Raw genomic sequence first — 25,890 nt, 5'->3', positions numbered from 1 at the left:
CCAGAATTGGGCGTGTGCTTTTGGTTGGCAGTCTTGCATTCGAGTGCGTGGCATGTGCCACCGAAGTGTGTGAATTTTGCTAGAATGGCATTCTTTATATTGCCTGTATTCCATCACGATGAACCCCACTCATTATCGCTTGCCTGATACGCGCGCGTATCCGACAGACCCTGTTAAAAATGAATTGCTGTTGCACGCGGCACAGTTGGCGGCGCCTACTTCTAAAGCACAAGCGACTTTGGCACGAGAAACGTTGGCCGTTGAAATTGCGCAAATGTTGGCGCAAAACCACTATTTGAATTTGTCGGTGGCGCTGGCTCTGGCGCCCAATGCTGCGGTTTACAGTGCTTTGTGGCAAAGCTTGGCGGATGTATTGGCGGCGCATGGTGATGACGAAGTGCAATGGTTGGCTTTGCCGGTGGTGGTGGTGGCGGTGCCAAACAAACGATCCATTTACCCAACAATGTGCCAGTGGCTGAGATCGAAACCCTTTTTCAAGGGCAGCCTTGGCTATCCGATTGGGCCACCATACACTGGGCACCTCATTTGCTCAGTGCAGCTGAACTGGGGGCAATTAAAGCGCATCAATGGTTTGCGGCGAAAAAAAAATGCCGCTGCCGCTGAGTCTTTACTGAGCACATTATCCGATCAAGGCTTTGCCCTTGAAGCGGGCCAATCAGTGCAAGTACGCTATGCGGTGGGTTTTGCGGGCAAAGGCATTCAGGCAGCCTTATCCACGCCTTTGGGTAGTGTGGCGTTACCACTGATGCAAGCGTGGCAAACCCATTTTCACACGCCTGGCGCAACGTTATTTACCAATCCCATGATGCCCATGACGCCGATGACCGCTATGCGAGAGGGCAATGCCTTGCGTTTGCGTATGGCATGTGATGTATTTACCACCAATGCCGTGCGTGCCATTCGGTTGCAAAGTCCGCGGGTGGGTGTGGTCATCGCAGCGCAGGCAGGAGGGCGGCTGTTGTTTGGTTTTAACGCCACCGATGCGGTTTTTGAATTGGCACCACAGGTCTTTGCTTGGCCGCTCACCCCAGCCGACAACATGGATACGGTGGTACAGCAATTCATCGATTTGCTGGCCGAATGCCAAGTGGAAAACATTCGTTTGCTGCATGAGCCACTGGCTGAGGCCGATGCGTTGCCCAATTATGCTCAGGCGATACACATGCTGGGTCATAATCCATTGTTTACCGAGCATCACTGATGTTGAAAACCAAGGTATTGTTTGTGTGTTTGGGTAATATTTGCCGCTCGCCGATGGCTGAATTTGTGTTGCGGGACTTGGCCCAGCAAGCTGGATGTGCGCAAATGGTTGAGACCGCCAGTGCTGGAACTTCGGGTTGGCACAATGGTGAAGACATGCATGCTGGCACCCGTGCGGAGTTGGTGGCGCATCATATCTTGCCCAATGGCTTTGTCAGCAGTCAAGTGCGCGCCAGTGATGCCGATGACTATGACTACATTGTGGCGATGGACGACCATAATATGGCCGAATTGGCGCGCTTGTTTGGGCCATCTCGGTTGCATCGTGTGCATAAATTAACGGATTGGCTGGGCAATTGCCAATATGACCATGTGCCGGATCCTTATTTCACCGGTGATTTTCGCGAGACATGGCATATTGTTTCTGGTGCTTGTTCTGCTCTTTTGGCCGACATTCAAACACGTTGCCAGTCACGTTAATCTTGCTTGAGGTTCGGGCTGCCTGAATGCCGGCCTACTCAAGCCACCCCCAGCATGGTAAAATGCCGCCATATCAAATACCTGAATGCCAAAGCTACGTGCTTTGGCTTCTCTTTTCACATTCGCTGTGAAACGGGTCACCAATCGAAGGAGTGTATATGTCTGGACACAGTAAGTGGGCCAATATCCAACACCGCAAAGGGCGCCAAGATGCCAAGCGCGGTAAAATTTTTACCCGATTAATCAAAGAAATCACCATTGCAGCTCGTTTGGGTGGTGGTGAAGTGGGTTCGAATCCGCGTTTGCGTTTGGCAGTGGACAAAGCCACTGCGGCCAATATGCCCAAAGACAATATTCAGCGGGCGATTGATAAAGGGGCGGGCAATCTAGAAGGTGTGGAATACGTAGAGTTGCGTTATGAAGGCTATGGTATTGGCGGTGCGGCTGTGATGGTGGATTGCCTTACTGACAATAAAACCCGAACCGTGGCCGATGTGCGCCATGCGTTCAGTAAAAATGGCGGCAATCTGGGCACCGATGGTTCGGTGGCGTTTCAATTTGTGCATCAGGGGTATTTGTTGTTTGCGCCTGGCGTGGATGAAGATGCATTGATGGAAGCCGCGTTGGAGGCGGGTGCCGAAGACGTGGTGACGCAGGATGATGGCTCGGTGGAGGTGATTACTGGTCCGAATGAATATTCTGATGTCAAAGCTACGTTGGCCGCAGCGGGCTTCCAGGCTGATGATGGTGAAGTCACCATGCGTGCCCAAAACGAAACCGAACTGAGTGGCGAAGACGCCGAAAAAATGCAAAAACTTTTGGACGCGTTGGAGGATTTAGATGATGTTCAAGATGTGTATACGACTGCCGCTTTGGACTTAGACTAATACCTAGGCCGACACATCGGCTTTTTTTCAGGCAGCCTTTTATGCAAGCCATCACCGATCTTTTGCAAACTGAGTCCATTGGTATTTGTGCCGAAACACTGGATTTTTGGCTGTATGAGTGTGCCATTGATGAGGCTCCCGACATCCCTACTGTATGTGTTTGGCAAGCTTCGTTGGCCTCTCGCGGCGGTGCTTTTACGCGATTAGCCGATGTGTGCCAGACCTGGCTGGATGAAGAGGCGGCTAATTGATGGCCGCTGGGCGCGTGAATCAATGGTTTGGCTTAGCAGCTGTGTGGTTTTGGGCGGGCATTTATGCTTTATTTTTCAAGGATGGCGGTGGCCCAGCGCCATTTCCTCATTTTGATAAAGCGAGTCACTTCGCGCTTTTTTTTGTGCAAATGTGGTTATTGGCTAAAGGTTTTTTTAGCCAAGGGCGACCCATACCTTGGCGCACGTTGATGAGTTGCGCGTTGGTTTGGGCGGTCGGCAGCGAAATGCTACAAGGGCTCTTCACGACCACACGACAAGCTGAGGTTTTAGATGGCGTAGCGGATGTGTGCGGTGCCGCGCTGGCGCTATGGCTGGCACAGCAAGTGGCGCAGGCGCGCCAAAGAAAAGGATAGAGACAAATGGATGTGGCGATTGCAGTTTATCAAGCCCGGCGTGAGCAGGTATTGGCACAATTGGGTGAAACCGGCGTGGCCGTGGTATTTGCAGCACCCGAACGGGTGCGCAGCAATGACACCGAATATCCCTATCGTCCTGATAGCTACCTACACTATCTTACCGGGTTTCCTGAGCCAGGCGCTATGTTGTTGCTGGATGGCCGTACCCGTAGCAGCACGCTTTTTTGCCGTAATAAAGATGAATTACACGAAATCTGGAACGGTTTCCGCTATGGTCCGGCTGCGGCCAAAGAGGCATTTGGCGTGGATGCGGCAGGCAGTATGGATGACTGGCAAAGTAGTTTTCAGGCAGCCTTGCCCGGACACACGCAGCTTTATGCATTGTGGGGCCGCTATCCGCAACACGATACCGAAATCATGGCTATCTGGCATGAGGTACGCAATATGGCGGCTTACCGAGCCGCTCATGGTAGCACCATCGCGCCCACGGGCTTAATTGATTTCAGCGCTATTTTGGATGGCATGCGCTTGGTGAAAGATGCCAGTGAGCAAGCATTGATGCGCGCAGCGGCTGAAATTTCGGCACAAGCGCACATTCGCGCCATGCAAACGACGCGCGTCGGACAGTTTGAATATCAGGTGGAAGGGGAAATTTTGCATGCATTCATGCAGCGCGGCGCCCGATCACCTTCTTACAACAGCATTGTGGCGGGTGGTAAAAATGCCTGTTGCTTACATTATGTGGCCAATGGGTCGGCATTACGCGATGGCGATTTATTGTTGATTGATGCCGGTGCTGAATACCAAATGTATGCGGGCGACATTACCCGTACTTTCCCTGTTAATGGGCGCTTTAGCGCGGCACAAAAAGCAGTATACGATGTGGTTTTAGCGGTGAATGAGCAAAGCATTGCTGCCATTCGGCCAGGGGCAGACTGGCAGTTGATTAGCCAAGCGGCTGTGCGCCTGTTAACCGAAGGTTTGGTGGATTTGGGGCTATTACACGGCCGTGTGGACGACAACATTGAGACGCAAACTTATCGGCGTTTTTACATGCATGGCTTGGGCCATTGGTTAGGCTTGGATGTGCATGACGTGGGTGGTCGCTTTGATGCACAAGGCCAAGCCATCATGTTGGCGCCAGGTATGGTGACAACGGTTGAGCCTGGGTTATACATCGCTGCTGCCGCCGACATCCCCACGGATTTTCATAATATAGGCATTCGCATTGAAGACAATGTATTGGTGACCTCAACCGGCCATGAGGTATTGACTCGTTCTGTGCCGAAATCGACAGCGGAAATCGAAGCGCTGATGTTGGCACGATAAATTTAAGCACCCATTGGGGGTATGTATTTAAATGTAGCGTGATCCCTGCGTTTAATCGAGTACGGTGTGGTGGTGTTGCCTGAAAAAAGCATCATCATTAAAAGATATCAGCGAATCCATATTTTTAGGGAACCTGCATGCAAAAATCACTGATAGTACTGTCGTGTGTATGGTTGTCTGCCTGTAGTGCAATGGAGCGCTATACCATCAGCGCGCGTCAACCGGCAGACTTTCAATTAACCGATGCCACTGCCACAATCAGATTGACCACAGATGCTGCGCGTGTATTTGCCACACCAAATGCCAATTGTGTGGATTTATCGCGCTCTGGACTGATTAATGATCAGCGACCAGAAAGCTTGCGCAGCGATCTCTCATTCTGGTCGTTTAAGTCGCCCCAAACCAAGGAATTTATTACCCATGATTTGGGTGTCAAAGGCTTATCCGTTGAGCAGATGCAGCAAATGGGTTTGTCTGCATATGGATATTCCTATATTTCTAAGGACATGGTGGTTAATGCCGATAAGCCGTTGACCATTTTTATTCCAAAGATGGGCAGTGGTTTAGGCGCACTGCTTAGCAGTGCTGTTGAAGAATTTGGGTTTGGTTTAAGTTTCACGCCCCAGAAAAACCGACAATACCAATTGATTATCGAAAATAAATCCAATAGCAGTTGGGGTGGTCCCGGTACACAATCCAAAACGACTTATGCGTATCGCGCAAGTCTTCTGGATGTGACAGATGGCGACCCAGTTAATATCACCCGCTCGGCCGGGCGCATCAAACCTTGCGACCATTGATGACCCATCCATGCAAGCACCACCATGAAGATTAGGCTGCTTGCTGGCATGGAGTATTATCGAATTACCCAATATGAAGCGGATTTTTACGCTGATGATGACACTGCTCGGTTCCGTTTTGGTTGGTTATTTTGACTCAAGGTAAGAAAAGATCAATTGATTATTGAGGATAAATACGGGCCAATCGGATTGCTTGTCGTGTGCGCTTATTGGATGAATGGATGACTCGCTAGTAAAGTATCATCGCATCCAGATGCGATTGAATACCTTGCGATCCAACCAGCGTGAATTTGGGCCATTCTTTGGTCAAGTGTGTTAATTATTAGGTTGATGAACCAGCGTTTATTGCAACAAAAATTGCGATGCGCCATAAATCACCAAGCCAATCAAACCGCCCACAAGGGTGCCGTTGATGCGGATAAATTGCAAATCACGCCCTACACTGAGCTCCAATTTATCCACCATTTGGCGACTATCCCAGCTTTTCACCTTATCGGCCACAAATTGGCCAGCCTGATGTTTGTATTGCTCGACGGCGGCTTTGACCGCCAAAGCCAAGCGTGCGTCAACACGGCGCATGAACTGCGGGTAATGGCTTGCCTGAAGTTGCATGTGGGTCAATAATCGTTCTATTTGGGTCTGCCACCAAGAATTTGATTGACCCACATCGTCTTCGCTCCACTCAATGAAACTGGACCACATGTGCGCCAGGCTGGTTTGTAGCGCCGGTGATTGTGCTAATTGGTGACGGCCAGCTGCCAAACGTTGATGCCACAACGGGTTGCGGCGTAATTGCCGAATGCTGTGCACAATTTGTTTGCGATAACCGCGCCATAAGGTGTGCTGGTCATCGACCAGCGCTGCTGCGAGGTAGGAGTCAGCCCAATCCAAGGCTTTGCCCGCTACCCAATCGTCCACGCGCTCAGCCAAGGTGGTTTTCAAGGATGACTTGAATTTGTCCCAGGCATTGGGGGCTTCTTTTTCTATTTTACCTGCCCATGTCAATAAACTGGTTTCCAGCATTTGTCGAGTGGCATCGTCTTGCAGCCACCGGCGTATTTGCTTCATTAGGGCGCGCAGCAATACCGTGTCTATGCCTTGTTTATTCAGTAGTTGCAGCACATTGGCTAAGGTTTGACCCAGTTTTTCTCCACTGTATTGACTGTCGATGAGTTGGCCCACAAAGCGGGATACGTCTTGTGGTTTGGCGGCTCGAAGTAGTGCTGGAATTTGCGCGCTCAACAAGGGCAGCCAACTTTGCTGATGGATTTGATTGGTGAGCCAATCCAGCATTTTCTGGGTTGGATGCAATTGGTAGACGCGTACAGCAATGGATTTGCCTTGCAGAAAATTATGCGCAATAAAACGGCCAATTTCATCGCCGATTTTGCTTTGCTTTCGCGGCAAAATGGCGGTGTGGGGAATGGGTAGGCCCAAAGGGTGCCGAAATAGGGCGGTAACGGCAAACCAGTCGGCCAAAGCACCCACCATGGCGGCTTCACTAAAGGCTTTTAGGTAGCCTAGGGCAGGATATCGATGCAGCAACAAGCAGGACACCACAAACAGCGCACAGGCCAGCAGCAGTAAACCCAAAGCCCAAATTCGGCTGCGACGCAATCGTTGGCGGGATAAAGCAGTGGTATCTAAAGGAGGCATAGACATAGGGGATCGTTTGGCTGATGTCAAAACGGCCAAACAACAAGCTTGGCCGCCAAGATGAGGTGCGTCAGGCTGCCTGAATCAAGGTTGTGCTGGTGTTTGACGACGTTGGTGCCAGCGCCATTTGATGATATAGCCCACCACCACCGGGATGAAGGCGTATATGAATTTAGCTGTCCACGTGGCATACCAAGGCAGGCTCAAGATGATGGTACTCATATCGGTGCCAGGCAGGATCACATCTTTGTAGGCAAACCATGTGATGGCCGGCCACCAGCACGCCACCAGCAGCCCCAGAAAAATGGGCCAAATAAAGCGGGTTTGGCTGCGCTGCCACATTAAGAAAAACACAATAGCCCAAATTAGAGTGAATAGGGTGATCAACAAAGCGGTGTGTGTGGGCATGCCGGCGTAGCTGCTGAGAAAATAGGTGAGTATCACCCATAAGCCCGCTAATACGGCCATGATGACTTCTTCAGGTTTACTGAACATGATGAGTTCCTTGGTTGTTTGCGCCAAATATACCGCAGGGCTTAGTCTTTGTCATGTGGCAACCACGCTTGTAAATCGCGGGTGGCGATGTCCCAGCGCCAAATACCGTTATCGTTTTCGTGATTGAGGCCACGCAAGAATAAATAACGCACGGAAAGCGTTTCAGGCAACCTGCCTTGTGTGGCCATAAAGCGCGCCACAGCGATGCTGTAAATCAGTGCTTGCAGGTAATAGTGGTGTTCGGCCATGGCTGCATCCATATTGGCGGCATGATAATCGGCCAGTCGGTTGCCCAAGTGATTGGATTTGTAATCAATCACGCATACACGGCCCCATGGGTCTTCACACACCAAATCAATGGCGCCGTTAAGAAAACCATTCACAGTGGCAAAATCAAGGCTTTGAGCCGCTTGCACACATATCTCAGGTAGCCCTAAATGCGGCTGCGCCAGCCAGTTTTGTAGTACCGGCAAAGCAAAATCGCAAACATGAAGCATAAAATCCATCTCGGCAACGCGCTGGTGTGCATTTATGTTAGCCAGGGTGCTGTCAGCAAACAGGGGGGCCTCGCGCACGGCATCAACCATATCATGCATGAATGGCGCAAGCTGCGCATCGAAACCGAAGCGGCTCAATAAAGGGGGATAGGCGTCGGCTTGGGCGGCCGCAGTATGGGTAAACTCAGTATTTTCCAATAAAGCATGCAGGCATAAACCTGCATTCATGCCACGGGCAAAACCCAGTAGCGGTGTTTCCGGCGTGGCAGCGCTTGCCACAATGTCGGGCGATGACTGTGCATCGGCTTCGGCTGCATCAATGACGGGTATCAGCTCTTCATCATCGTCTGCGGTGGGTATGGTGGTGTGGCGGCTCAAAGCTGTGAAGCTGGTGTAGCGCACGAAATCAAAAGATCGTGCTGGGATAGACAAGGCCTGATAAGGCTCGACGGGTACGGCTGCCGGCAATAGCTGTGCTGTGTCGGGCGCCCTGTGAACCAATGGATGTCGGTGTCGCCGGCCGCCGTGTTGAGGCAATGCTGCCAAGCGGCATACAAGCTTGAAATCCGCTGATCTTTATGTGCTTCCCAATACGCGCGGCTTTGCGCCAAGCTGCCTTCGGCGTGACCATCCAGCAGATAAGAAAACGGATTATCCACCAGATTGCTGCCGGCGCCCGCATACAATATCAATTGCTCGCGCGCCCGTGTGAAGGCCACATAATACAAGCGCAGCATTTCGCCCATGGCATCATTTAGCATGGCGTCTTTGTCTGCTTCACTCAACCCATCTTTGTGCACCAGCTCAGCTTGGCCATCGCGGTGGATAATGACCCAAGTGCCCTGGGTGGCATCCTTGCCATCCCACACAAATGGACAAAACACAATCGGGTATTCCAAACCTTTGGCGGCATGCATGGTGACGATTTTCACCAAGTGTTCATCGCTCTCCAAGCGCAATAGGGCTTCTTCTCCTTGACGCTGATCTGGTTGGCTTTGTGTGTGCAGCCATTGTGCCAAGGCCGTGGGCGAGGGCAATTGTACTTCGGCATCGGCCAGTAATTCGGCCAGTTGCCAAAAATTGGTGAGGCTGCGCTCGGCACGGCGCATCAATAGTTGACTTTCCATTTGGGTGATATTGGCAAACCACACCAATGCGCTGTATATCCCTTTTTGCTGCCAGTATTCACGGGCCTGTTGCGCCCAAGACAACCATTGATCCAATGTCGTTTCATCGGCATTTAATTGGGTCAATTGACCGGCTGTCCACCCATAGAGCACGCCACCGAGCACATAGCGCAGTGTTTCGGTGCGTTGGGGGTGCAGCCAAAACTGCAATAATGCATTTAATGCCGCTGCTTCAAGACTGGCAAATACCGATTGGTTGTCCAATGATACGCTAACTACCCCACGCATTTTCAGGGCCGAAGCCACCAATTTGCCTTCATTGTGTGTGCGTACCAGTACGGCGATATCGCCCGCTTGGATGGGTTGATGATTCAGCTTGAGCTTGCCTGAAAATCCGCTTTGGAGGGTGTTGGCCACTTCATCAGCGCACCAGTTGGCAGCGCGCTGGCGCAGCATTTCCTTGCTGGGAAGCGTTTCTTTGCCTTTGTCGTTAACGTCTATCACCTCATGTAGCCAGCGCACGCTTAATGCAGGTACGGCTGGCGTCAGCTTGGTGTGTTCGCGATGGGCTTGTACGGCGGTATAGCGGATGCCTTCAAGCACAAATGGCCACGCCTTGCCACCAAATAAGTGGCTTATGGACTGTACCAATGGCTGGTGGCTGCGATAGTTGGTGGACAAGGTATAACGCTGGCTTGGCGGGGTATCGGCGGCTGCTTGAAGGTAGGCATGAATGTCGGCACCGCGAAAGCTGTAAATGGCTTGCTTGGGATCACCTACCATGATGAGTGGGCGCCCTTGCTCGGCAAAAGCGGTTTTAAACAATCGGTATTGCAGTGGATCGGTGTCTTGGCATTCGTCGATAAGGGCTATGTGCCAGTCGCGGGATAAAGCGGCCGCCAATGCATTCGCTTGGGGGTTTTGCGGGGATAGGGCATTGGCCACGTCGGCCAGTAAATCATCAAAGCTGCGTCGATGACTGTTGCGTTTGTGTTCAACCATGGCTTGGCGCATGTAGTCAAAACAGGCCAACTGTAATTGCAATAACGCCGCCTGTTGCGCCGTTTTTAATGTCAAATAAGCAGTGCCGAAAGCGGCCAATGGGGCCAGCAGGGCTACGTCTTGTTCATCCAGTATCTGCCCTTTTTTGGTTTTTTCGTGTAGTGTGGGTGCCTCAAAAAGAACAAATTTGTCGTGTTTGGTGAATGCATAAAGGGGTTGCTGTGTGGCCACGGCGACCTGCAACTCCGTAAAAAAAGCATTGAAGGTTGCTTGGCGATAGCTGTTGCCGTTGAGCTTGGGGTGCAAGCGCCAAAAGGCTGCCTGAATGTCATCGTATGTTTGGGCCACGCGTTGCCAGCAATCTTGCAATGTGCGTTCGCGTTCTGCCAAGTCGGCGACGCCGGCAGGGCGCAGTTGCAAATCAGCGCGATTGACCCAAGCGCCGAGGGTTTTTACCAAATGGTGTGGTGTTAGCCCTTGCTCGGCGACCAGAGGGGCAAGTGTGGCGTCATGGCTGACATGACGGCGCCAAAAATCTTCAGCAAAAGTGCGCAATAGTTTGGGGTCGGCTTCGGCGGTCTCGGTGTCAAAGGGGCATTGGCACAAAAAAGCATAATCCGTGAGGACCCGTTGGCAAAAACCATGAATGGTATAGATGGCAGCCCCGTCAAATTGGTTGATGGCTGCCTGAAGCCGCAAAATCAGTTGGTCATCACTTTCTTGCTGTCTTGCTGCTGCAATGAGTTGCAGCAATACCTCATCGGGCGGATTGTCTTCATCCAGCCGATTTTGCAATAACGACAGTGCGTCATTCAAGCGTGCACGCAGGCGGGTTTTGAGTTCGGCTGTGGCGGCTTTGGTGAAAGTCACCACCAAGATGCGTTCCACTGCCTTGTGTTCCAATAACACCAAACGGGCAAATAAGGCCGCAATATTGTAGGTTTTACCGGTACCCGCAGATGCTTCAATCAAGCTGATGCCATGGAGCGGTAGGGTGATGGGGTTAAAAGGTTGGGGCATGTCATACTTCCGTGTGCGTGGCGCGCAGCAAAGGCAGCAGTAGATCGCGCAGCAGTTGCCAAAAAAGCGGAGTCTCTATGGGCCGTTCGTTGTCGTGCCCAAATACCTGGCGTACTTCGTCGTAATCTGCCTGACCGCTGTTGAATTGGCTGCCTAAGTATTCGTGGCGGGCTTTGGTCACCTCCGCTTCCCCGTAATCTTGCTCAGTGGCATTTTGCTGCTGTGTTTTGAGCCACTGCTGGGCAGTAGCCAGGCTGGTTTTAGGGAAAAAAGGCAGTGGCCGTGTTTGTCCCAGTTTGTAGTAGTCTATCCACGGTCGCAGCCAGGCATGTGCTTGGTCCACATCAATGGTGTTCAATACAGTGGGCGCAGGTGGGTAAAGATGGTGGCTTTCATGGGGCAGGCCTTTGATATTGGCCGCGCACAGCAATAAGTGGCGCAGTAACAACACGATGGTATCGGGCGCATTGAGCGGGCTGCCAGAAAACAGCAATTGGCCATCTTCATACAAATGGTTGAGTGAACCGCATAATTGGGTGTGGCCAAAAGCCAAGTCAATGGGGGCATCGGGCATTGGCATGCTGGTAAACCATTGGGTGGGCAGGGACAACACTGCGGCGCGGTAGGCCTTGGTAGCGGCATCACCCAAATTGCCTTCAGGCAGACTACCCGCTTGTGCCAGCTCGGTTTCGACCAGTGCAAAATCTGTGCCGTTGCGTCGTGCCGACAGATAGGCCGAATACACGTCGGCGCTGTCGATAATGGAAAATGGTTCGTCGGCTTCTTCTGATGCCTCCGTGAACGGTGCCTGCCATTGTAGTTGATGACGCAGCCAATGCTTGACGGGATTACGCCAAAAACTCAGCCAATCTTGTATGTCAATGGTGTTGGGTGCCATTTCCTCATCAACAGGATTTAGGCTGGCGGGTATAGACGGGTTGTAAAAGGGTGCTACCTCCTCAGGTGGTGCGCTCAATGCCGTTGCATAATCGGCGCGGGTGCTGTTGAGGTAGCCATTAAAATAGCGCCGTGAAAACGGTTGTAGAGGATGTTGAATGATGTGGCGCTGGTTAAATTGAGTGGGTGTAAGCCCCAATACAGTAGCCACCACATCGGTGAGTTCAAACACCAGTGCCGAGGGCGCCAATGCTTCATTTTTGCGGATGTCTTTGCCCACGTACGATAAATACAATTTATCGCGGGCGCTGAGTATCGATTCCAAAAATAAATAACGGTCATCATCACGGCGCGCCCGATCGCCCGCGCGTGGGTGTTGCGCAATCAAATCAAAAGCAGCAGCTTTGGTGGTGCGGGGGAATTCGCCATCATTCAAACCCAGTAAGCACACACAACGAAAAGGCAAGGTACGCATGGGGACCATGCTGCAAAAAGTGATGCCACCGCGCAAAAAACCCGCTTGGCGCGTGCCCTCGAGGAAGCGCTGCACATGTTCTATGACCACATCAGGCGAAAGCGTGTCTTGGAAATGGGCTAGGGTAGTTTGCGCTTGCCAATCAGCCAAGGCGCTTTCCAATTGCTGCATGGCACTGCCGGTGAGGTTGTCTTCGTCAGCCAAATCATGCAATAAAGCGCGAATGCGGTGTAACCACGTGGGGACGTCTGCTTCCGTCTGCCATGTCTGGTGGTGCTGTATTAAGGTGTCGATGAGGGTTTGGCCGCGCATCAACAGCGGGTTTTGACTCAGCTCGCCAAACCAAGGCAGTATGCCTTGCCAAGATGTTGGCGCGTTGGTTTGTGGCAGCAGCCAGCCCAATACCGTACGGTCACGTGCTTGCTGCCAAGTAAATTGGGCACTGTTGCCACCAAATTGAGCACGCATAGCGGCATCACTGCCCCAATGCACACCGATATCGGTCCATGCTGCGGTTAAGGTGTCCACATCAGCATCGCTCAAATCGAAGCGGGCGCGCAGCGCTGGCTCATCCAAGAGCGCGAACACTTCATCAATGACAAAACGCCCACGCATCAATGGCAACGTTTTGGCCAATAATTGTAGCAGCGCTTGCTGATGGCTGATTTTGACGTCGGCAATAGAGAATGGCAGACTTTGCTGGCCGTCTTGAGATTGTCCAAAAACGGCATCAATGAATGGCAAATAGTGTTCGATGTGGGGGGTGAGCACCACGATGTCGCTTGGCTGCCATTTTGGATGTCTGGCCAAGTCTTGCAACAACTGATCTTTTAAAATTTGCAATTCACGCAAACGGGAATGTGCGCTCACCAGCTGGATACTGCCATCCATGAAGCTGTCAGGCTCGTGCTGAGGCATGCGTAAAGTTTGGATATGGTGCTGCAAACGGGCCAATAGGCTGCCTGAACGGGGATGCTGGTCATAGATGCTTTGCTCCAGTTGTACATGCGGCATGTCGTTTAAGGCATCAAAAAAATCACGGCCCTGCTTGCCCAAACTGGCCAGAAGAGGGTGCCCGACATTGTCGTCAATCGGGCCATCATAGTGGTGCTGGAGTAGGTGCTCAGCTGGCAAAATGTGTCCCCAGTATTGATCGCTGGGGTTAACGGCAAAAATGTGCACTTCAGTGTGTTGTGCGATGGCTTGTAGCAGTTGCAAGTATAAGGGGGCTAACGTGGTGATGCCAAAAACCACAATGCGTTCAGGCAAAACGCGCGCAGATAAGGCGCTTAACAGTGCTTTTTGTTGTTGTGCTCGGTGGGCCGCGGGTGTCTCTTGTACCAAATATCGCCACAATTGCGCCTGCCAGCTTTCGTCTTGGCCTAGATTGAGCAGCTGGCCACGTTGCCATGCATCTATCCAATCACTGCGATAAATCAAATATTGGTCAAACACATCTGCGAGTTTGCCTGCTAAGTGGTAGGGTGCTTGCTCGCTGCTGTTGAGGTATTCGCTTAAGGCAGCATGTGCCAGTGCCAAGTCAGGTTGCCTGAAATCAGAATGATTGAATAAAGCCAACAAGCGCCAGCGCAACACATCGGTTTGGAATGGGTTAACAGCTGGGGTGTCTGGTAATACTTGGCGCGTCAGCTGCCAAGCAAAACCAGCGGGCAAGCCAAACTGTAGATTGGCGGCAATGCCGTGTTGTTGTGCTAAAAACTGATTCAGGTAACGGCGCATACCTTGGCTTTGCACCATAATTTGCATGGGTTGCCAAGCCGCGACGGTGGCCGCAGCCGGTATACTTGGGCAAAGGTGGCAGCTAAATATTCCAAGCAGTTGGATTGATACAAATACAGCATGACCATGACCAGAAGCAACAAAGTCGTTATTATGCGGGAGCAGTATGGCGTTTGCCAAACGCAGGCAATGATTTTTTCGCGATAAAAAGCGCTGATTGTGCTGGTCAAATTAAGTAAAAAAATGGAAAATAAGTACTAATTGACATCGGATAGGTGATTTCTGGTCCTGTCCAAATCATTAAGGATACGAACGTGAGATTTGAAGGCGTAATCAATGAATTGGCTCAGACCAAAGGCGTGATGGCGTGTGCCGTGGTGGATTATGGTAGCGGCATGATTTTGGATGGACAAAGTCCATCTGGCATGGATTTGGATATTTTGGCGGCTGGGAATACCGAAATTGTGCGCTCAGAAGTCAAAGCCATTGACCGCCTGTATGAAGGTGAAGGGGTAGAAGATAAAATCGAGGATATCCTGATTACACTGGGTAAACAGTATTATTTGTTGCGACCGATGAAAAGCTCCCCTGGGTTGTTTTTGTTTTTGGTGTTGGATCGAAACAAAGGCAATTTGGCGCTGTCTCGCCGTGCCATGAAGGATGCTGATCGGCATTATAAAAATTGATGCCTGTGTCACTCAAAACACCGCCTTGGGCGGTGTTTTTTTATGGACTGCCCCAGTTTCTATTCGCTGAAGTGGGCGATCAGGGTTGAGCCTGTTGCTGATACCAGTGCAAAAATGCTTCTGCGGGTACATAACCCAGCAACGGCGCACTGCGCCAGCCATCGGCTTTCAACACAAATAAACCGGGTGGGCCATATAGTCCATATTGCTTGAGAAAGGCTTGTTGTGCTGGTGTGTTGGCGGTGACATCCAGTTGCAAAAAACGGTGTGGATTGAGGCGGCGTTGAACATGGCTATTAGACAGTGTATAGGCAGCCATTTCCTTGCACGACACGCACCAATCAGCATAGAAATCAACAATCACAGGCTCATTGGGATGGGCGGCAAAAGCGGCTTCTATGGCAGCGTTTAAATCATCAGGATGATTAAAAACTCGGCCAAAATGTATTTGATTGGGGGGGGTTAGTGTGAGCGCTCTGTGCAGAAAGGTACTGTGTTGTTGCACACTGGCCAGCGCAAAATACACCCCGAATCCCAGTAAAAACGACCCTAGAATAGCGCTGAAGTATTTTAGCTTGCCTGAAAAATGACGCAGATTGACCAACAACAAACCTGCGGGGATGACCAGCAGTAGGGTATACAGCGAGACGACCAGCGGATAAGGCAAAAATGGCGTGGCCAAATAGATTGCGGCGGCTATGAGTAGCAATCCGAATGCTTGTTTGACACCCACCATCCATACGCCTGCACGAGGCAAAATGTGGCTACCCAGAGTGGCCACCATCATCAACGGTAAGCCTGTGCCCAATGCCAATACATACAAAGCCAGAGCACCCAATAGCGCATCACCAGTCTGACTAATATAGCCCAAAGCGAATGCCAATGGTGGTGCTACACAAGGCCCGACAATCAAGGCGGACAACATGCCCATCCCTCCTGCCGACAACAAGTGGCCACCACGGAGTCGATGGCTGCGTGTATGTATGTAGCTTTGCCAGCGGCTGGGTAATTGCAAGGTATAGCACCCAAACATTGATAGAGCCAATACCACTAATATGGTGGCGGCACTGAGCACAACCCAAGATTGTTGCAACCATACTGTGAGCAAAGCACCCGATAAGGCAGCAGCCACCCCCACTAAGGCATAAGTTAGTGCCAAACCTTGTACATACACAAAAGAAAGCACCAAGGCGCGGCGTTTGGTGTGGGTATTATTACCCACAATGATGCCCGATACGATGGGCAGCAATGGGTACATACAGGCCGTGAGGCTCAAGCCGATGCCGGCAATAAAAAACGCCAATAAATTGGCGCTCAATGTTTGCCAAGATAATTGAAAACGGTGGCTATCGGGTTTTGCGGGTGGCACAGATTGGCGGGGTTGTTCATGCGGTTGTTGTAAAAAGGGATTGCTTTTTGCAGGTTCAGTGGCTGATAGCGGCCATCGCCATTAATGTTTAAGAGCGTGTCGACAGGGGGGTAACATATGCCCGCATCGGCGCAGCCTTGATAGCTCAAATGCAACGAAAATGGTTGGCCCGAAGCGGGTTTTAGGAAAGGCAGCGAGAGAACCGCACGTTGGTAGTAAACCTGTTGCCGACCAAAAAAAGCATCACTTTTGGTCTTGCCCTCAATCGTAAATTGCGGTTGACCCAAAAATTTCTTGGGCTGGGTGTCTGCAATGATTTTGTCGCGGTAAAGATAGTAGCCATCGGCAATGGCAAATTCAACCGTTACCTGATTGTTGCTCACCGTGACGGTGGGCACAAAGGCTTTTTCAGCAGGCAATAACTGGCTGGCATCAAGCCCATGGCTTGCCTGAAATAAACCCAGCCACATGAGCAGCAACCAACACAGTTTTTTGAATATATTCATGATCACAAGGATGGGCGCGGTGCCACGATTTTCTCACTAACCCGCTTCTGCGCTTGATGTTGCCCAAACCATATTGGCGTCATCATGGGTATTGAATCAAGGCGTAAGCGGAGTGATTGTGGATGGATTCAAAGTTTTCGCTTTCCACGGTAAATTGGCCAATGCGCGCGTCTGCTTTTAACGCAGTGGCAATATCGCGCACCATGTCTTCCACAAATTTAGGGTTGTCATAAGCCTGCTCGGTAACGAATTTTTCATCTGGGCGCTTGAGCAAACCATAGAGTTGGCAGGAGGCTTGCGCTTCAATTAAGTCAATGACTTCTTCTATGCTTACTTTTTCGGTGCAACACAAGGAAACGGTGACATGGGAACGCTGATTATGTGCGCCATATTGAGAAATTTCCTTACTGCAAGGACACAGGCTGGTTACCGGCGCCATCACCTGTAAACGGTGGCGGTATTGACCATTTAATATCTCGCCGCTAAGTGTGACTTCGTAATCTAAGGTGCTACTGATACCAGATACCGGCGCTTGTTTACGACGGAAAAAAGGAAAACTCAAGCTCAACTTACCAGAATCTGAATGCAAACGAGCCACCATCGCTTCAGTCAGCGTTTGCAAACCTTGAAAGTCAATGGCTTCATGGTGTGTTTCCATCAATTCAACAAAGCGCGACATATGTGTGCCTTTTTGCTCAGCTGGCAAAAAGACGGTCATGGTCAGACGCGCCACTGTATTTTGCGTGCCGGCATCGGAAGTGATGGCAATGGGTAGGCGTAAGTCTTTGATGCCCACTTGATTAATGGGCATGTTGCGTTTGTCTAAGCTGCTTTGCACGTCGGCAATGGCATTCATGCTGTTGCATATCCTTCAGTATAAAGAAAGCGGTTGGGCTCTGGGCCTGCGCATGATGAGATGCGTGGCTGGCGATTATACTGGACTGCTTAAATCCGAGCAAATTAGTCGGATTAAATCGCTGTGAATGCGATTGTTGTGCAATGGGCTGCCTGAAAGTAGGGCCAACGTGCTAAAATTCACCCACTTTTAAACTTGCCAAACGGGCTTAAGCGGCATGCCAAGCATGGGTGCCGATATCAGGAGTTTTGCATGAAATTTGCCACGGAAGCCATTCATTCTAGTTACGATCCAGACGAACATAACCGCGCATTGATGCCACCCATTTATCAAAACAGCATGTTTGCTTTGCGTGAAATCGGGGAGGGCATTCCGTTTCGTTATTCGCGTGTGAGCAACCCCACGCGCAAAGTATTGGAAGACACTGTGGCGGCATTGGAACATGGCGTAGAGGGCTTTGCGTTTGCCAGCGGGATGGCAGGTATTGACGCTATTTGGCGCACTTTTTTGCGACCCGGCGACACCATCGTGGCGGTAGCTGATATTTATGGCGGTGCCTATGATTTGCTCACTGAAGTGTATGCGCAATGGGGCGTAAACGTGGTGTTCGCCGATTTAACCGATCCGGCCAACTTGGATACTATTTTGGCTGAAACACCAGTGAAAATGGTGTGGTTGGAGTCCCCCAGTAATCCCTTGCTGCGTTTGGTGGATATCGGGTTGTTGACCGCTAAAGCAAAAGCAGCCGGTGCTTTGGTGGGTATGGACAACACCTTTGCCACGCCTTATTTGCAGAATCCATTGGATTTGGGCGTTGATGTGGTGTTTCATTCAGCCACCAAATATTTATGTGGGCATTCTGATGTGTTGATGGGCATTGTGGTGACCAAATCGGCCAAACACGCCAAATTATTGAAAAGCATCTCCATCAACAGTGGTGGCGTAGCTGGCCCTATGGATTGCGCGCTGGTGTTGCGCGGTATCAAGACCTTGGCCGTGCGTATGGACAGACATGTGCAAAATGCGACTGAATTGGCCTTGCGCCTGAAAAAACATGCGGCCGTAGAAAAGGTATTTTTCCCCGGGCTGCCTGAACACGAGCATCATGATATTGCGGCCAAACAAATGCGTGGTTTTGGTGGTGTGGTGTCAATTTATTTAAAAAACAACAGTCGCGAAGCTGCCAATACCGTTATTAAGAACCTCAAATTGGTGCAAATGGCACCCAGTTTGGGTGGTGTAGAAAGCCTTGTGAATCACAGTGCCAGCCAATCGCACAGTGGCATGAGCCATGAAGTGAAAGAGGCATTGGGTATCCGTGAAGGCTTATTGCGGTTTTCGGCAGGGATTGAGGACATAGACGACATTTGGGATGACATCAATCACGCTTTAAACCAACTGATGTGAACTTGTTTTGAGGAAGGGCCGCAGGGCCATGAGTGTGTTTCGTACTTTTTATGATGTTTTGGGGGTAGCGCCTACTGCCTCAGAGGATGTGATTCGCGCGGCTTATCGCGTGTTGTCACAAAAATACCATCCTGATCGCAATCCGCATAACCCTCAAGCCCATCAGATGATGACGCAGATTAATGAGGCTTATGCAGTATTGTCAGACCCAGAGCAGCGGCATCAACATGATGTGTGGATCGCGCGGCAGCAGCTGCAATCTAATGTGGCACCCACACGCCTGAACCGCCAGCACGAGGTAACTCAAGGCGGTCAGGCCGTGGCAACGGTGCCTGCCTTGGGTGAGGATACCAATACTTTGGCCACGCAAGGGCATGGTTGGCTGTGGCTACTGGCTGCGGCGTTGGTGGTGGTGATGGGCGGAGTATGGTGGAAAATGACATGGCATAAGCCCGCCGCCTTATCGGCATCGATACCTGGCGTGGTGATGACAGCACCCAATGGGCAGTCTTTTCCGGTGAAACCGGCATATGTGTCTGGTTACCCAGTTTTGCGTGAGCGTGGTCGTAATGTGATTCATGTGGATGCCAGTGGCTTAAATACGGCGGTGTTTGCCCAATTGTATGAGTTGCGCGCGGGTAAGTTCACGGCCATTCGGTCATTTTATGTGCCAGCAGGTGATGTCTTTGATGTGAAAAAATTGGGTGATGGTGATTTTAGCCTGCAGTATCAGCGTTTGGATAATGGGGCTTGGCAAGTCAGCGACGCCATTCAAATTCAGCACACCGAGTCCAGTGGCCAATTCCGAGAAATTGATATTCGTTTGTGATGATAGGCGGCGTTGTGGTTGCCTGAACAGAAGTGAGGTTGTATGAGTGCACCAGCAGAAGCCAAATTCACTGAGGAAACCGTGTTGTGGGTAAAGCGGCATACGTCCAAATTGATGACTTTTGCCATAACCAGACCTGAATCTTACCGTTTTACGGCTGGTCAATTTTCACGTTTGGGTTTTCGCGATGGCAGCGGTTTTTTGTGGCGCGCCTATTCGGTGGTGTCGGCTGAATATGCCGACACGCTGGAATATTTTGCGGTGTTGATTGAGGGTGGACCGATGAGCGCGCGGTTTGAAGCCATGTGCGCAGGGGATTCGATACTGTTGGACAAAACCGCCACGGGTTTTTTGCTGCCTGATCGGTTTGCCGACGGGCGTGATTTGGTGATGCTCAGTACGGGTAGCGGCATTGCCCCATTTCTGTCTATGTTGCAGCAGCCAGAAGTGTGGCAACGGTTTGCGCATTTGGTGTTGGTGCATTCCGTGTCTTATGCCGATGAACTGATTTTCAACCAGCACATAGCGGCATTGGCTGACCATCCCTTGGTGGGTGCATTTGTGCATCAATTGTGCTTTGTTCCCGTGGTGACGCGTGAGCAGGTAGCGGGTGCTTTGGGTAAACGATTGCCTGAATTGTTGCAGGATGGCAGTTTGGCACAATACGCGGGGAAACTTTTTTCCCCAGCCGATACCCGGTTTATGCTGTGCGGCAACCCTGCCATGGTGCAAGATACGTTCAAAGCTTTAATCAACTTGGGCTATGCCATGCACCGCAATAAAATACCGGGGCAAATCATTATGGAAAACGGGTTTTGATGGCGCATCAACATGGCGGTTAATCATTACGAAAATTTTCCCGTGGGGTCATGGGTGTTGCCTAAGTCGCTGCGGGCGCCTGTGCATGCCTTATATGCGTTTTGCCGCACTGCAGATGATATCGCGGATGAGGGTGATGACGATCCCGCCTTGCGTTTGCAACAGCTGGCTGCCTTAACCGCCGAATTGGATCGAATTGGCCGCAATGAAATGCCGCAAACGGGTTTAATGCAACGCCTAAACCAAGTCGCGATACGCCCGTTTTCGCTGCCATTGCCTCCTTTTTACAATTTACTTTCCGCATTTACCCAAGATGTCACCACCACGCGTTTCTCTGATGAGACTATGTTGCTGGATTACTGCGCACGCAGCGCCAATCCAGTGGGTAGGCTCATGTTGGGACTATTTGGCATACACGATGCAACTGCACAGACTCAGAGCGACGCCATTTGTACCGCCTTGCAGCTCATCAATTTTTGCCAAGATGTGGCCATAGATTGCAAAAAGGGCGCGTGTATTTGCCGGAACACGAATGCCAGCGCTATGGTATTACGGTGCATGAAATCAATGCTGCGGTGCTGACGCCCGATATGCAGGCGCTCATCGCCCATCAAGTGATGCGCGCACAGCATTTTTTAGATGTAGGCGTACCGTTGGGCCGCACGCTGCCGGGTCGAGTTGGCTTGGAATTGCGCCTGATTGTAGCGGGTGGACAGCGTATTTTAGATAAGCTTCGGGCCGCGAAGTTTGATGTGTTTACGGAACGGCCTAAATTGCATGCTTGGGATGCACCACTTTTGCTCTGGCGCGCATTGCTTAAGTAGATGATGAAATCTTAAACCACTCAGTGGCTATCTCGGATTGGTTCTGGTGGTGAACCGCCTACTCATTTTGATGACACTTCCGCCTCTGAGTATCGCTGATACTCGTAGCCATCCAAATTGCCCAGAAGTGAAAAATATACTGCTGCACATCCCTTGGCGTTATCGCTCAGGCCGCTTCAATGCACCTCCATTCATGGACCATAATCTTTTACTTGAATGGTGGCTGGGATTCGATGGCTGTGTTGATATTCGGGTGTAATGACAAAACAGGCTGCCTGAAACATTCAGGCAGCCTGTTGATGTTGATAATGGGTTATTTTTTTATCGCGCGGTAAGTGATCGCGCCAATGATGCCACCCACAATGGGTGCCAGCCAAAACAGCCATAACTGATGCAAAGCCCAACCGCCTTGGAATAAGGCCACACCGGTAGAGCGGGCAGGATTCACCGAGGTGTTGGTTACTGGGATGCTGATCAAGTGAATCAGGGTCAACGTCAAACCAATGGCCAAGGGTGCAAAGCCCGCAGGGGCATTGGCATGGGTAACGCCCATGATGATAAACAGGAAGAAAGCCGTTAACACCACTTCAATCACCAATGCCGACATCAGGCTAAACCCACCTGGCGAGTGCGCACCATAACCGTTGCTGGCGAAGCCGCTGGCGGCAGCATCAAATCCTGCTTTGCCTGAAGCCACGACATACAATACCGCTGCTGCGGCAATGGCGCCCAATACTTGAGAGACTACATACGGCAACAAGTATTTTGCTTCCATACGGCCGCCCACTACGAGGCCCACAGACACTGCTGGATTGAAATGGGCGCCGGAAATATGGCCCACGGCATAAGCCATGGTAACCACCGTTAAACCAAAAGCCAGTGCCACGCCCGCAAAGCCAATGCCCAGTTCAGGAAAAGCCGCCGCCAACACGGCGCTGCCGCAACCGCCGAAAACCAACCAAAATGTACCAAAAAACTCAGCCAAATATTTATCCATAATTTTTCTCGTGTGAAAGCAGATGGGAGCGTCATTGTAGCCCATTGCATCGGTTGCCTGAAACGAATCTGAACCCAGAAATGGTTTCCTAGGCTTGTTATTCATCTGAGTTGGCACCATCATAAGAGCATGGACATCATCGAATACCCCAATAGCCCGTTTAAATTGCATCGACCATTTCCGCCTGCCGGCGATCAGCCAACGGCGATTGCTGGTTTGCTGGAAGGCTTGGAAGATGGTTTGGCCTATCAGACCCTGCTGGGGGTAACTGGTTCAGGTAAAACCTACACCATGGCCAATGTGATTGCGCAAAGCGGCCGCCCAGCCATCATCATGGCACACAACAAAACCTTGGCGGCGCAGTTGTATGCGGAAATGCGTGAATTTTTCCCAGAAAATGCGGTTGAGTATTTTGTGTCTTATTATGACTATTACCAACCCGAGGCTTATGTGCCCAGCCGCGATCTGTTTATTGAGAAAGATTCCAGCATTAATGAACACATCGAGCAAATGCGCTTAAGCGCCACCAAAAGGGTATTGGAGCAGCGCGACGTGGTGATTGTGGCCACCGTTTCTGCCATTTATGGCATTGGTGCCCCCGAAGATTACACGCAGATGCGTTTGATTATCCGCGAGGGGGATCATATGGATCAGCGTGACATCATTGCACGACTGGTGGCCATGCAATATGAGCGTGGCGACATGGATTTTTCTCGCGGTACTTTTCGCGTGCGCGGTGATGTTATTGACATCTTCCCAGCGGAAAGCTCAGAACTGGCTTTGCGCGTGAGCCTGTTTGATGACGAGATTGACCGCATGCAGTTTTTTGACCCGCTAACAGGCAGCCTGCATCAGCGTTTGGCCCGTTACACTGTATATCCGGCCAGCCATTATGTGACCCCACGCGATACCGTATTGCGCGCGTGTGAAGGCATCAAGCAAGAATTGGCCGATCGCATTAGCTGGTTCAGCCAAGAAGGGCGCATGGTTGAGGCTCAACGCATTGAACAGCGCACCCGTTTTGATTTGGAAATGCTCTATGAAATGGGCTTTTGTAAAGGCATTGAAAACTACTCACGCCATTTTTCTGGGAAAGCCGAAGGCGAGCCGCCACCCACTTTAATGGATTACTTGCCCGATAATGCCTTGATGTTTATTGATGAAAGCCATGTCACCGTCACCCAAGTAGGTGGCATGTATAAAGGCGATGCGTCACGCAAACAAAATTTGGTGGACTATGGTTTCCGTTTGCCCAGTGCTCGTGACAATCGCCCACTCAAATTTCCGGAATTTGAGCAGCTGATGCCGCAAACCATCTTTGTGTCGGCTACGCCTGCCAAATATGAAGCCGAGCATGCCGGGCAAGTAGTTGAGCAAGTGGTGCGGCCAACTGGCTTGGTGGATCCCACCATTATTATTCGTCCAGTGGCCACCCAAGTGGATGACTTACTCTCCGAAATCAATATCCGCAAAGAACGCGGCGAGCGCGTATTAGTCACCACCTTAACCAAACGCATGGCCGAGCAACTCACCGATTACTACACCGAGCTGGGCGTGAAAGTCCGTTATTTGCATAGCGACATTGATACAGTCGAACGCGTGGAAATCATCCGTGATTTGCGTTTGGGTTTGTTTGACGTATTGGTGGGCATTAATTTGTTGCGTGAAGGCTTGGATATTCCCGAAGTATCCTTGGTGGCCATTTTGGATGCCGACAAAGAAGGCTTTTTGCGCAGTCATCGCAGCTTGATTCAAACCATTGGTAGAGCAGCCCGCAACATCAATGGTGAGGCCATTTTATACGCCGATAAAATCACTGACTCGATGAAATCGGCCATTGATGAAACCGATCGGCGGCGCGAGAAGCAAATTGCCTTTAATGAAGCAAATGGTATTGTCCCCACGCCAATTCACAAACAAGTGAAAGACATCATTGATGGCGTTTACCACGATGATAATGGCAAAGGCCGCGGCAAACATAAAATCAAAATAAAGGAAATCCGCAGCGAAGAAGACGCCTTAAAAGAAATCGCTAAGCTGGAAAAAGCCATGCAAACGGCGGCACGCGATTTGCAGTTTGAGGAGGCCGCCGTGATTCGCGACAAAATTCGCGCGATTAAAGAAGGGTTGTTGTTTGGTGCTGTTGATGTATGACAGATAACCGAGTTTATTCATGAATTTATTGAATAATAAATAAAATTATTAGGCTGCCTGAACGGCAGTGAACGCGGTGAAAGCGGTGTTGGGCCGCGAATTTGATTTCTAAGCTGCCTGAACGGCAGTGAACCGTTGCGTAAAGTGTTTACGCGCATGATGAATTTTCTAAGCTGCCTGAACGGCAGTGAACCATATCGTCACCTCATGAAAAAGCCGCCCATATTTCTAAGCTGCCTGAACGGCAGTGAACTTCGTTACATATTCAATTAAGTGAGAAATCATTTTCTAAGCTGCCTGAACGGCAGTGAACTCGGGTTAACTGCGCACATGTCCGGCGTATCATTTCTAAGCTGCCTGAACGGCAGTGAACTTTTCCTGACTCATTTTTTGCTGAACTGGATATTTCCAAGCTGCCTGAACGGCAGTGAACGCGCGTTATAACACACTGCAGCAGCTTTGCTCTTTCTAAGCTGCCTGAACGGCAGTGAACACATGCGTTGTCATAACTAAAAGCGTAATCATTTTCTAAGCTGCCTGAACGGCAGTGAACTATTTGCCCGCCGCCGAGCAGCCGGGGTTGAATTTCTAAGCTGCCTGAACGGCAGTGAACGGATACCAGGTTATTATCTTTGGTTGCCTGCTTTTCTAAGCTGCCTGAACGGCAGTGAACTTTAAAAACGCCCATTTTGGAGAGACCCCAGCTTTCTAAGCTCCTGAACGGCAGTGAACATACCCCAGATATTTGGCAAGCTGACGGCGAGTTTTCTAAGCTGCCTGAACGGCAGTGAACACCTCGTGTTCTTGTATCTCAAGAATCTGAGCTTTCTAAGCTGCCTGAACGGCAGTGAACAATGTGCTCCTTGTTTAAAAACGCCCACTTTGTTTCTAAGCTGCCTGAACGGCAGTGAACGTGCTGATTTACTCAAATATAAATACGTTAAATTTCTAAGCTGCCTGAACGGCAGTGAACCCTTATACGGGACTGTTTGAGCAGAAGTATCTTTTCTAAGCTGCCTGAACGGCAGTGAACGGCGGGTTACATAATCATATTCTTGATATTCGTTTCTAAGCTGCCTGAACGGCAGTGAACTTCGTAAAATCCATTTCATCGCTAACCTTTCATTTCTAAGCTGCCTGAACGGCAGTGAACGCTCAAAGACAATGATATGACGATGAGCAGCTTTTC

General features: G+C 50.7%; 19 protein-coding genes, 2 pseudogenes and 1 CRISPR repeat array. Of the genes and pseudogenes, 13 read left to right on the top strand and 8 right to left on the bottom strand.

The window, feature by feature from the left end:
* Positions 1-76 precede the first annotated feature (76 nt).
* From A2F46_RS04485 to A2F46_RS04455, 7 genes are all read left to right on the top strand, one after another.
* Complete coding sequence (locus A2F46_RS04485; RefSeq protein WP_231867702.1) at positions 77-1,222, top strand: conjugal transfer protein; 1,146 nt, start codon at positions 77-79, stop codon at positions 1,220-1,222.
* Positions 1,222-1,701, top strand: a complete 480-nt coding sequence (locus A2F46_RS04480) for a low molecular weight protein-tyrosine-phosphatase (RefSeq protein ID WP_066567260.1) — start codon at positions 1,222-1,224, stop codon at positions 1,699-1,701. The genes A2F46_RS04485 and A2F46_RS04480 overlap by 1 nt, the downstream gene beginning before the upstream one ends.
* 158 nt (positions 1,702-1,859) lie before the next feature.
* A complete protein-coding gene (locus A2F46_RS04475) occupies positions 1,860-2,588 on the top strand; it encodes a YebC/PmpR family DNA-binding transcriptional regulator (protein WP_066567257.1) in 729 nt (242 codons plus the stop codon).
* A 41-nt stretch (positions 2,589-2,629) separates the two neighbouring features.
* On the top strand, positions 2,630-2,839 hold the full coding sequence (locus A2F46_RS04470) for a dioxygenase (protein ID WP_066567255.1): 210 nt from the start codon (positions 2,630-2,632) through the stop codon (positions 2,837-2,839).
* The gene (locus A2F46_RS04465; RefSeq protein WP_066567252.1) at positions 2,839-3,213 is read left to right on the top strand and encodes a VanZ family protein; all 375 of its coding nucleotides are present in this window, start codon (positions 2,839-2,841) and stop codon (positions 3,211-3,213) included. The genes A2F46_RS04470 and A2F46_RS04465 overlap by 1 nt, the downstream gene beginning before the upstream one ends.
* Positions 3,214-3,219: 6 nt before the next feature.
* The gene (pepP, locus tag A2F46_RS04460; RefSeq protein ID WP_066567250.1) at positions 3,220-4,545 is read left to right on the top strand and encodes a Xaa-Pro aminopeptidase; all 1,326 of its coding nucleotides are present in this window, start codon (positions 3,220-3,222) and stop codon (positions 4,543-4,545) included.
* A gap of 137 nt (positions 4,546-4,682) precedes the next feature.
* Positions 4,683-5,345: a hypothetical protein gene (locus A2F46_RS04455; protein WP_066567249.1), complete on the top strand. Its 663-nt coding sequence runs from the start codon at positions 4,683-4,685 to the stop codon at positions 5,343-5,345.
* A 342-nt stretch (positions 5,346-5,687) separates the two neighbouring features.
* Here the strand turns inward: A2F46_RS04455 and A2F46_RS04450 are convergent, their stop codons facing one another.
* The 5 genes from A2F46_RS04450 to recC all read right to left on the bottom strand — a co-directional run bounded on the left by A2F46_RS04450 (position 5,688) and on the right by recC (position 14,281).
* A complete protein-coding gene (locus A2F46_RS04450) occupies positions 5,688-7,007 on the bottom strand; it encodes a DUF445 domain-containing protein (protein WP_066567248.1) in 1,320 nt (439 codons plus the stop codon).
* A 78-nt stretch (positions 7,008-7,085) separates the two neighbouring features.
* On the bottom strand, positions 7,086-7,496 hold the full coding sequence (locus tag A2F46_RS04445; protein WP_066567247.1) for a hypothetical protein: 411 nt from the start codon (positions 7,494-7,496) through the stop codon (positions 7,086-7,088).
* 41 nt (positions 7,497-7,537) lie between these two features.
* On the bottom strand, positions 7,538-8,395 hold the full coding sequence (locus A2F46_RS04440; RefSeq protein ID WP_066567244.1) for a PD-(D/E)XK nuclease family protein: 858 nt from the start codon (positions 8,393-8,395) through the stop codon (positions 7,538-7,540).
* Entirely contained in the window at positions 8,368-11,142 is a 2,775-nt protein-coding gene (recB, locus tag A2F46_RS04435) for an exodeoxyribonuclease V subunit beta (protein ID WP_066567241.1), read from the bottom strand. The genes A2F46_RS04440 and recB overlap by 28 nt, the downstream gene beginning before the upstream one ends.
* Before the next feature lies 1 nt (position 11,143).
* Entirely contained in the window at positions 11,144-14,281 is a 3,138-nt protein-coding gene (gene recC, locus A2F46_RS04430) for an exodeoxyribonuclease V subunit gamma (RefSeq protein WP_066567238.1), read from the bottom strand.
* Between the two features lie 287 nt (positions 14,282-14,568).
* On the opposite strand from recC, the gene A2F46_RS04425 reads away from it, so the two are divergent.
* On the top strand, positions 14,569-14,940 hold the full coding sequence (locus A2F46_RS04425; protein ID WP_066567236.1) for a hypothetical protein: 372 nt from the start codon (positions 14,569-14,571) through the stop codon (positions 14,938-14,940).
* Between the two features lie 79 nt (positions 14,941-15,019).
* Here the strand turns inward: A2F46_RS04425 and dsbD are convergent.
* Both dsbD and folE2 read right to left on the bottom strand, forming a co-directional pair.
* A pseudogene (gene dsbD, locus A2F46_RS04420) lies at positions 15,020-16,815 on the bottom strand (protein-disulfide reductase DsbD).
* An 82-nt stretch (positions 16,816-16,897) separates the two neighbouring features.
* A complete protein-coding gene (gene folE2, locus A2F46_RS04415) occupies positions 16,898-17,671 on the bottom strand; it encodes a GTP cyclohydrolase FolE2 (protein WP_066567230.1) in 774 nt (257 codons plus the stop codon).
* A gap of 252 nt (positions 17,672-17,923) precedes the next feature.
* Here folE2 and A2F46_RS04410 point away from each other — a divergent pair, with 252 nt between their 5' ends.
* The 4 genes and pseudogenes from A2F46_RS04410 to hpnC all read left to right on the top strand — a co-directional run bounded on the left by A2F46_RS04410 (position 17,924) and on the right by hpnC (position 21,550).
* The gene (locus tag A2F46_RS04410; RefSeq protein ID WP_066567227.1) at positions 17,924-19,078 is read left to right on the top strand and encodes a PLP-dependent aspartate aminotransferase family protein; all 1,155 of its coding nucleotides are present in this window, start codon (positions 17,924-17,926) and stop codon (positions 19,076-19,078) included.
* A gap of 28 nt (positions 19,079-19,106) precedes the next feature.
* Complete coding sequence (locus A2F46_RS04405; RefSeq protein ID WP_066567224.1) at positions 19,107-19,907, top strand: J domain-containing protein; 801 nt, start codon at positions 19,107-19,109, stop codon at positions 19,905-19,907.
* Positions 19,908-19,949: 42 nt separating this feature from the next.
* Positions 19,950-20,726, top strand: coding sequence for a ferredoxin--NADP reductase (locus A2F46_RS04400; RefSeq protein ID WP_066567216.1), 777 nt, complete (start codon positions 19,950-19,952; stop codon positions 20,724-20,726).
* Positions 20,727-20,738: 12 nt separating this feature from the next.
* Positions 20,739-21,550 (top strand): annotated as a pseudogene (gene hpnC / locus A2F46_RS04395) (squalene synthase HpnC).
* Between the two features lie 313 nt (positions 21,551-21,863).
* Here hpnC and aqpZ read toward each other — a convergent pair.
* Complete coding sequence (gene aqpZ, locus A2F46_RS04390) at positions 21,864-22,547, bottom strand: aquaporin Z (protein ID WP_066567525.1); 684 nt, start codon at positions 22,545-22,547, stop codon at positions 21,864-21,866.
* 129 nt (positions 22,548-22,676) lie between these two features.
* On the opposite strand from aqpZ, the gene uvrB reads away from it, so the two are divergent.
* Positions 22,677-24,701 carry an excinuclease ABC subunit UvrB gene (gene uvrB, locus A2F46_RS04385; protein ID WP_066567215.1) on the top strand — a complete coding sequence of 675 codons (2,025 nt, stop codon included), beginning with the start codon at positions 22,677-22,679 and terminating at the stop codon, positions 24,699-24,701.
* 45 nt (positions 24,702-24,746) lie between these two features.
* Positions 24,747-25,854: a CRISPR direct-repeat array (repeat unit 28 nt; unit sequence TTTCTAAGCTGCCTGAACGGCAGTGAAC).
* Positions 25,855-25,890 lie beyond the last annotated feature (36 nt).

This window comes from Snodgrassella sp. CFCC 13594 (assembly GCF_001590725.1).
GTDB lineage: Bacteria > Pseudomonadota > Gammaproteobacteria > Burkholderiales > Neisseriaceae > Snodgrassella.
This window is presented reverse-complemented; position numbering and strand designations above follow the sequence as displayed.

Excerpts from the sequence above, each read along its gene's own strand:
- A2F46_RS04480 (WP_066567260.1), top strand. The coding sequence starts at position 1,222 with ATGTTGAAAACCAAGGTATTGTTTGTGTGTTTGGGTAATATTTGCCGC.
- A2F46_RS04475 (WP_066567257.1), top strand. The coding sequence starts at position 1,860 with ATGTCTGGACACAGTAAGTGGGCCAATATCCAACACCGCAAAGGGCGC.
- A2F46_RS04470 (WP_066567255.1), top strand. The coding sequence starts at position 2,630 with ATGCAAGCCATCACCGATCTTTTGCAAACTGAGTCCATTGGTATTTGT.
- A2F46_RS04465 (WP_066567252.1), top strand. The coding sequence starts at position 2,839 with ATGGCCGCTGGGCGCGTGAATCAATGGTTTGGCTTAGCAGCTGTGTGG.
- pepP (WP_066567250.1), top strand. The coding sequence starts at position 3,220 with ATGGATGTGGCGATTGCAGTTTATCAAGCCCGGCGTGAGCAGGTATTG.
- A2F46_RS04455 (WP_066567249.1), top strand. The coding sequence starts at position 4,683 with ATGCAAAAATCACTGATAGTACTGTCGTGTGTATGGTTGTCTGCCTGT.
- A2F46_RS04450 (WP_066567248.1), bottom strand. The coding sequence starts at position 7,007 with ATGTCTATGCCTCCTTTAGATACCACTGCTTTATCCCGCCAACGATTG.
- A2F46_RS04445 (WP_066567247.1), bottom strand. The coding sequence starts at position 7,496 with ATGTTCAGTAAACCTGAAGAAGTCATCATGGCCGTATTAGCGGGCTTA.
- recB (WP_066567241.1), bottom strand. The coding sequence starts at position 11,142 with ATGCCCCAACCTTTTAACCCCATCACCCTACCGCTCCATGGCATCAGC.
- recC (WP_066567238.1), bottom strand. The coding sequence starts at position 14,281 with ATGCAAATTATGGTGCAAAGCCAAGGTATGCGCCGTTACCTGAATCAG.
- folE2 (WP_066567230.1), bottom strand. The coding sequence starts at position 17,671 with ATGAATGCCATTGCCGACGTGCAAAGCAGCTTAGACAAACGCAACATG.
- A2F46_RS04410 (WP_066567227.1), top strand. The coding sequence starts at position 17,924 with ATGAAATTTGCCACGGAAGCCATTCATTCTAGTTACGATCCAGACGAA.
- A2F46_RS04405 (WP_066567224.1), top strand. The coding sequence starts at position 19,107 with ATGAGTGTGTTTCGTACTTTTTATGATGTTTTGGGGGTAGCGCCTACT.
- A2F46_RS04400 (WP_066567216.1), top strand. The coding sequence starts at position 19,950 with ATGAGTGCACCAGCAGAAGCCAAATTCACTGAGGAAACCGTGTTGTGG.
- aqpZ (WP_066567525.1), bottom strand. The coding sequence starts at position 22,547 with ATGGATAAATATTTGGCTGAGTTTTTTGGTACATTTTGGTTGGTTTTC.
- uvrB (WP_066567215.1), top strand. The coding sequence starts at position 22,677 with ATGGACATCATCGAATACCCCAATAGCCCGTTTAAATTGCATCGACCA.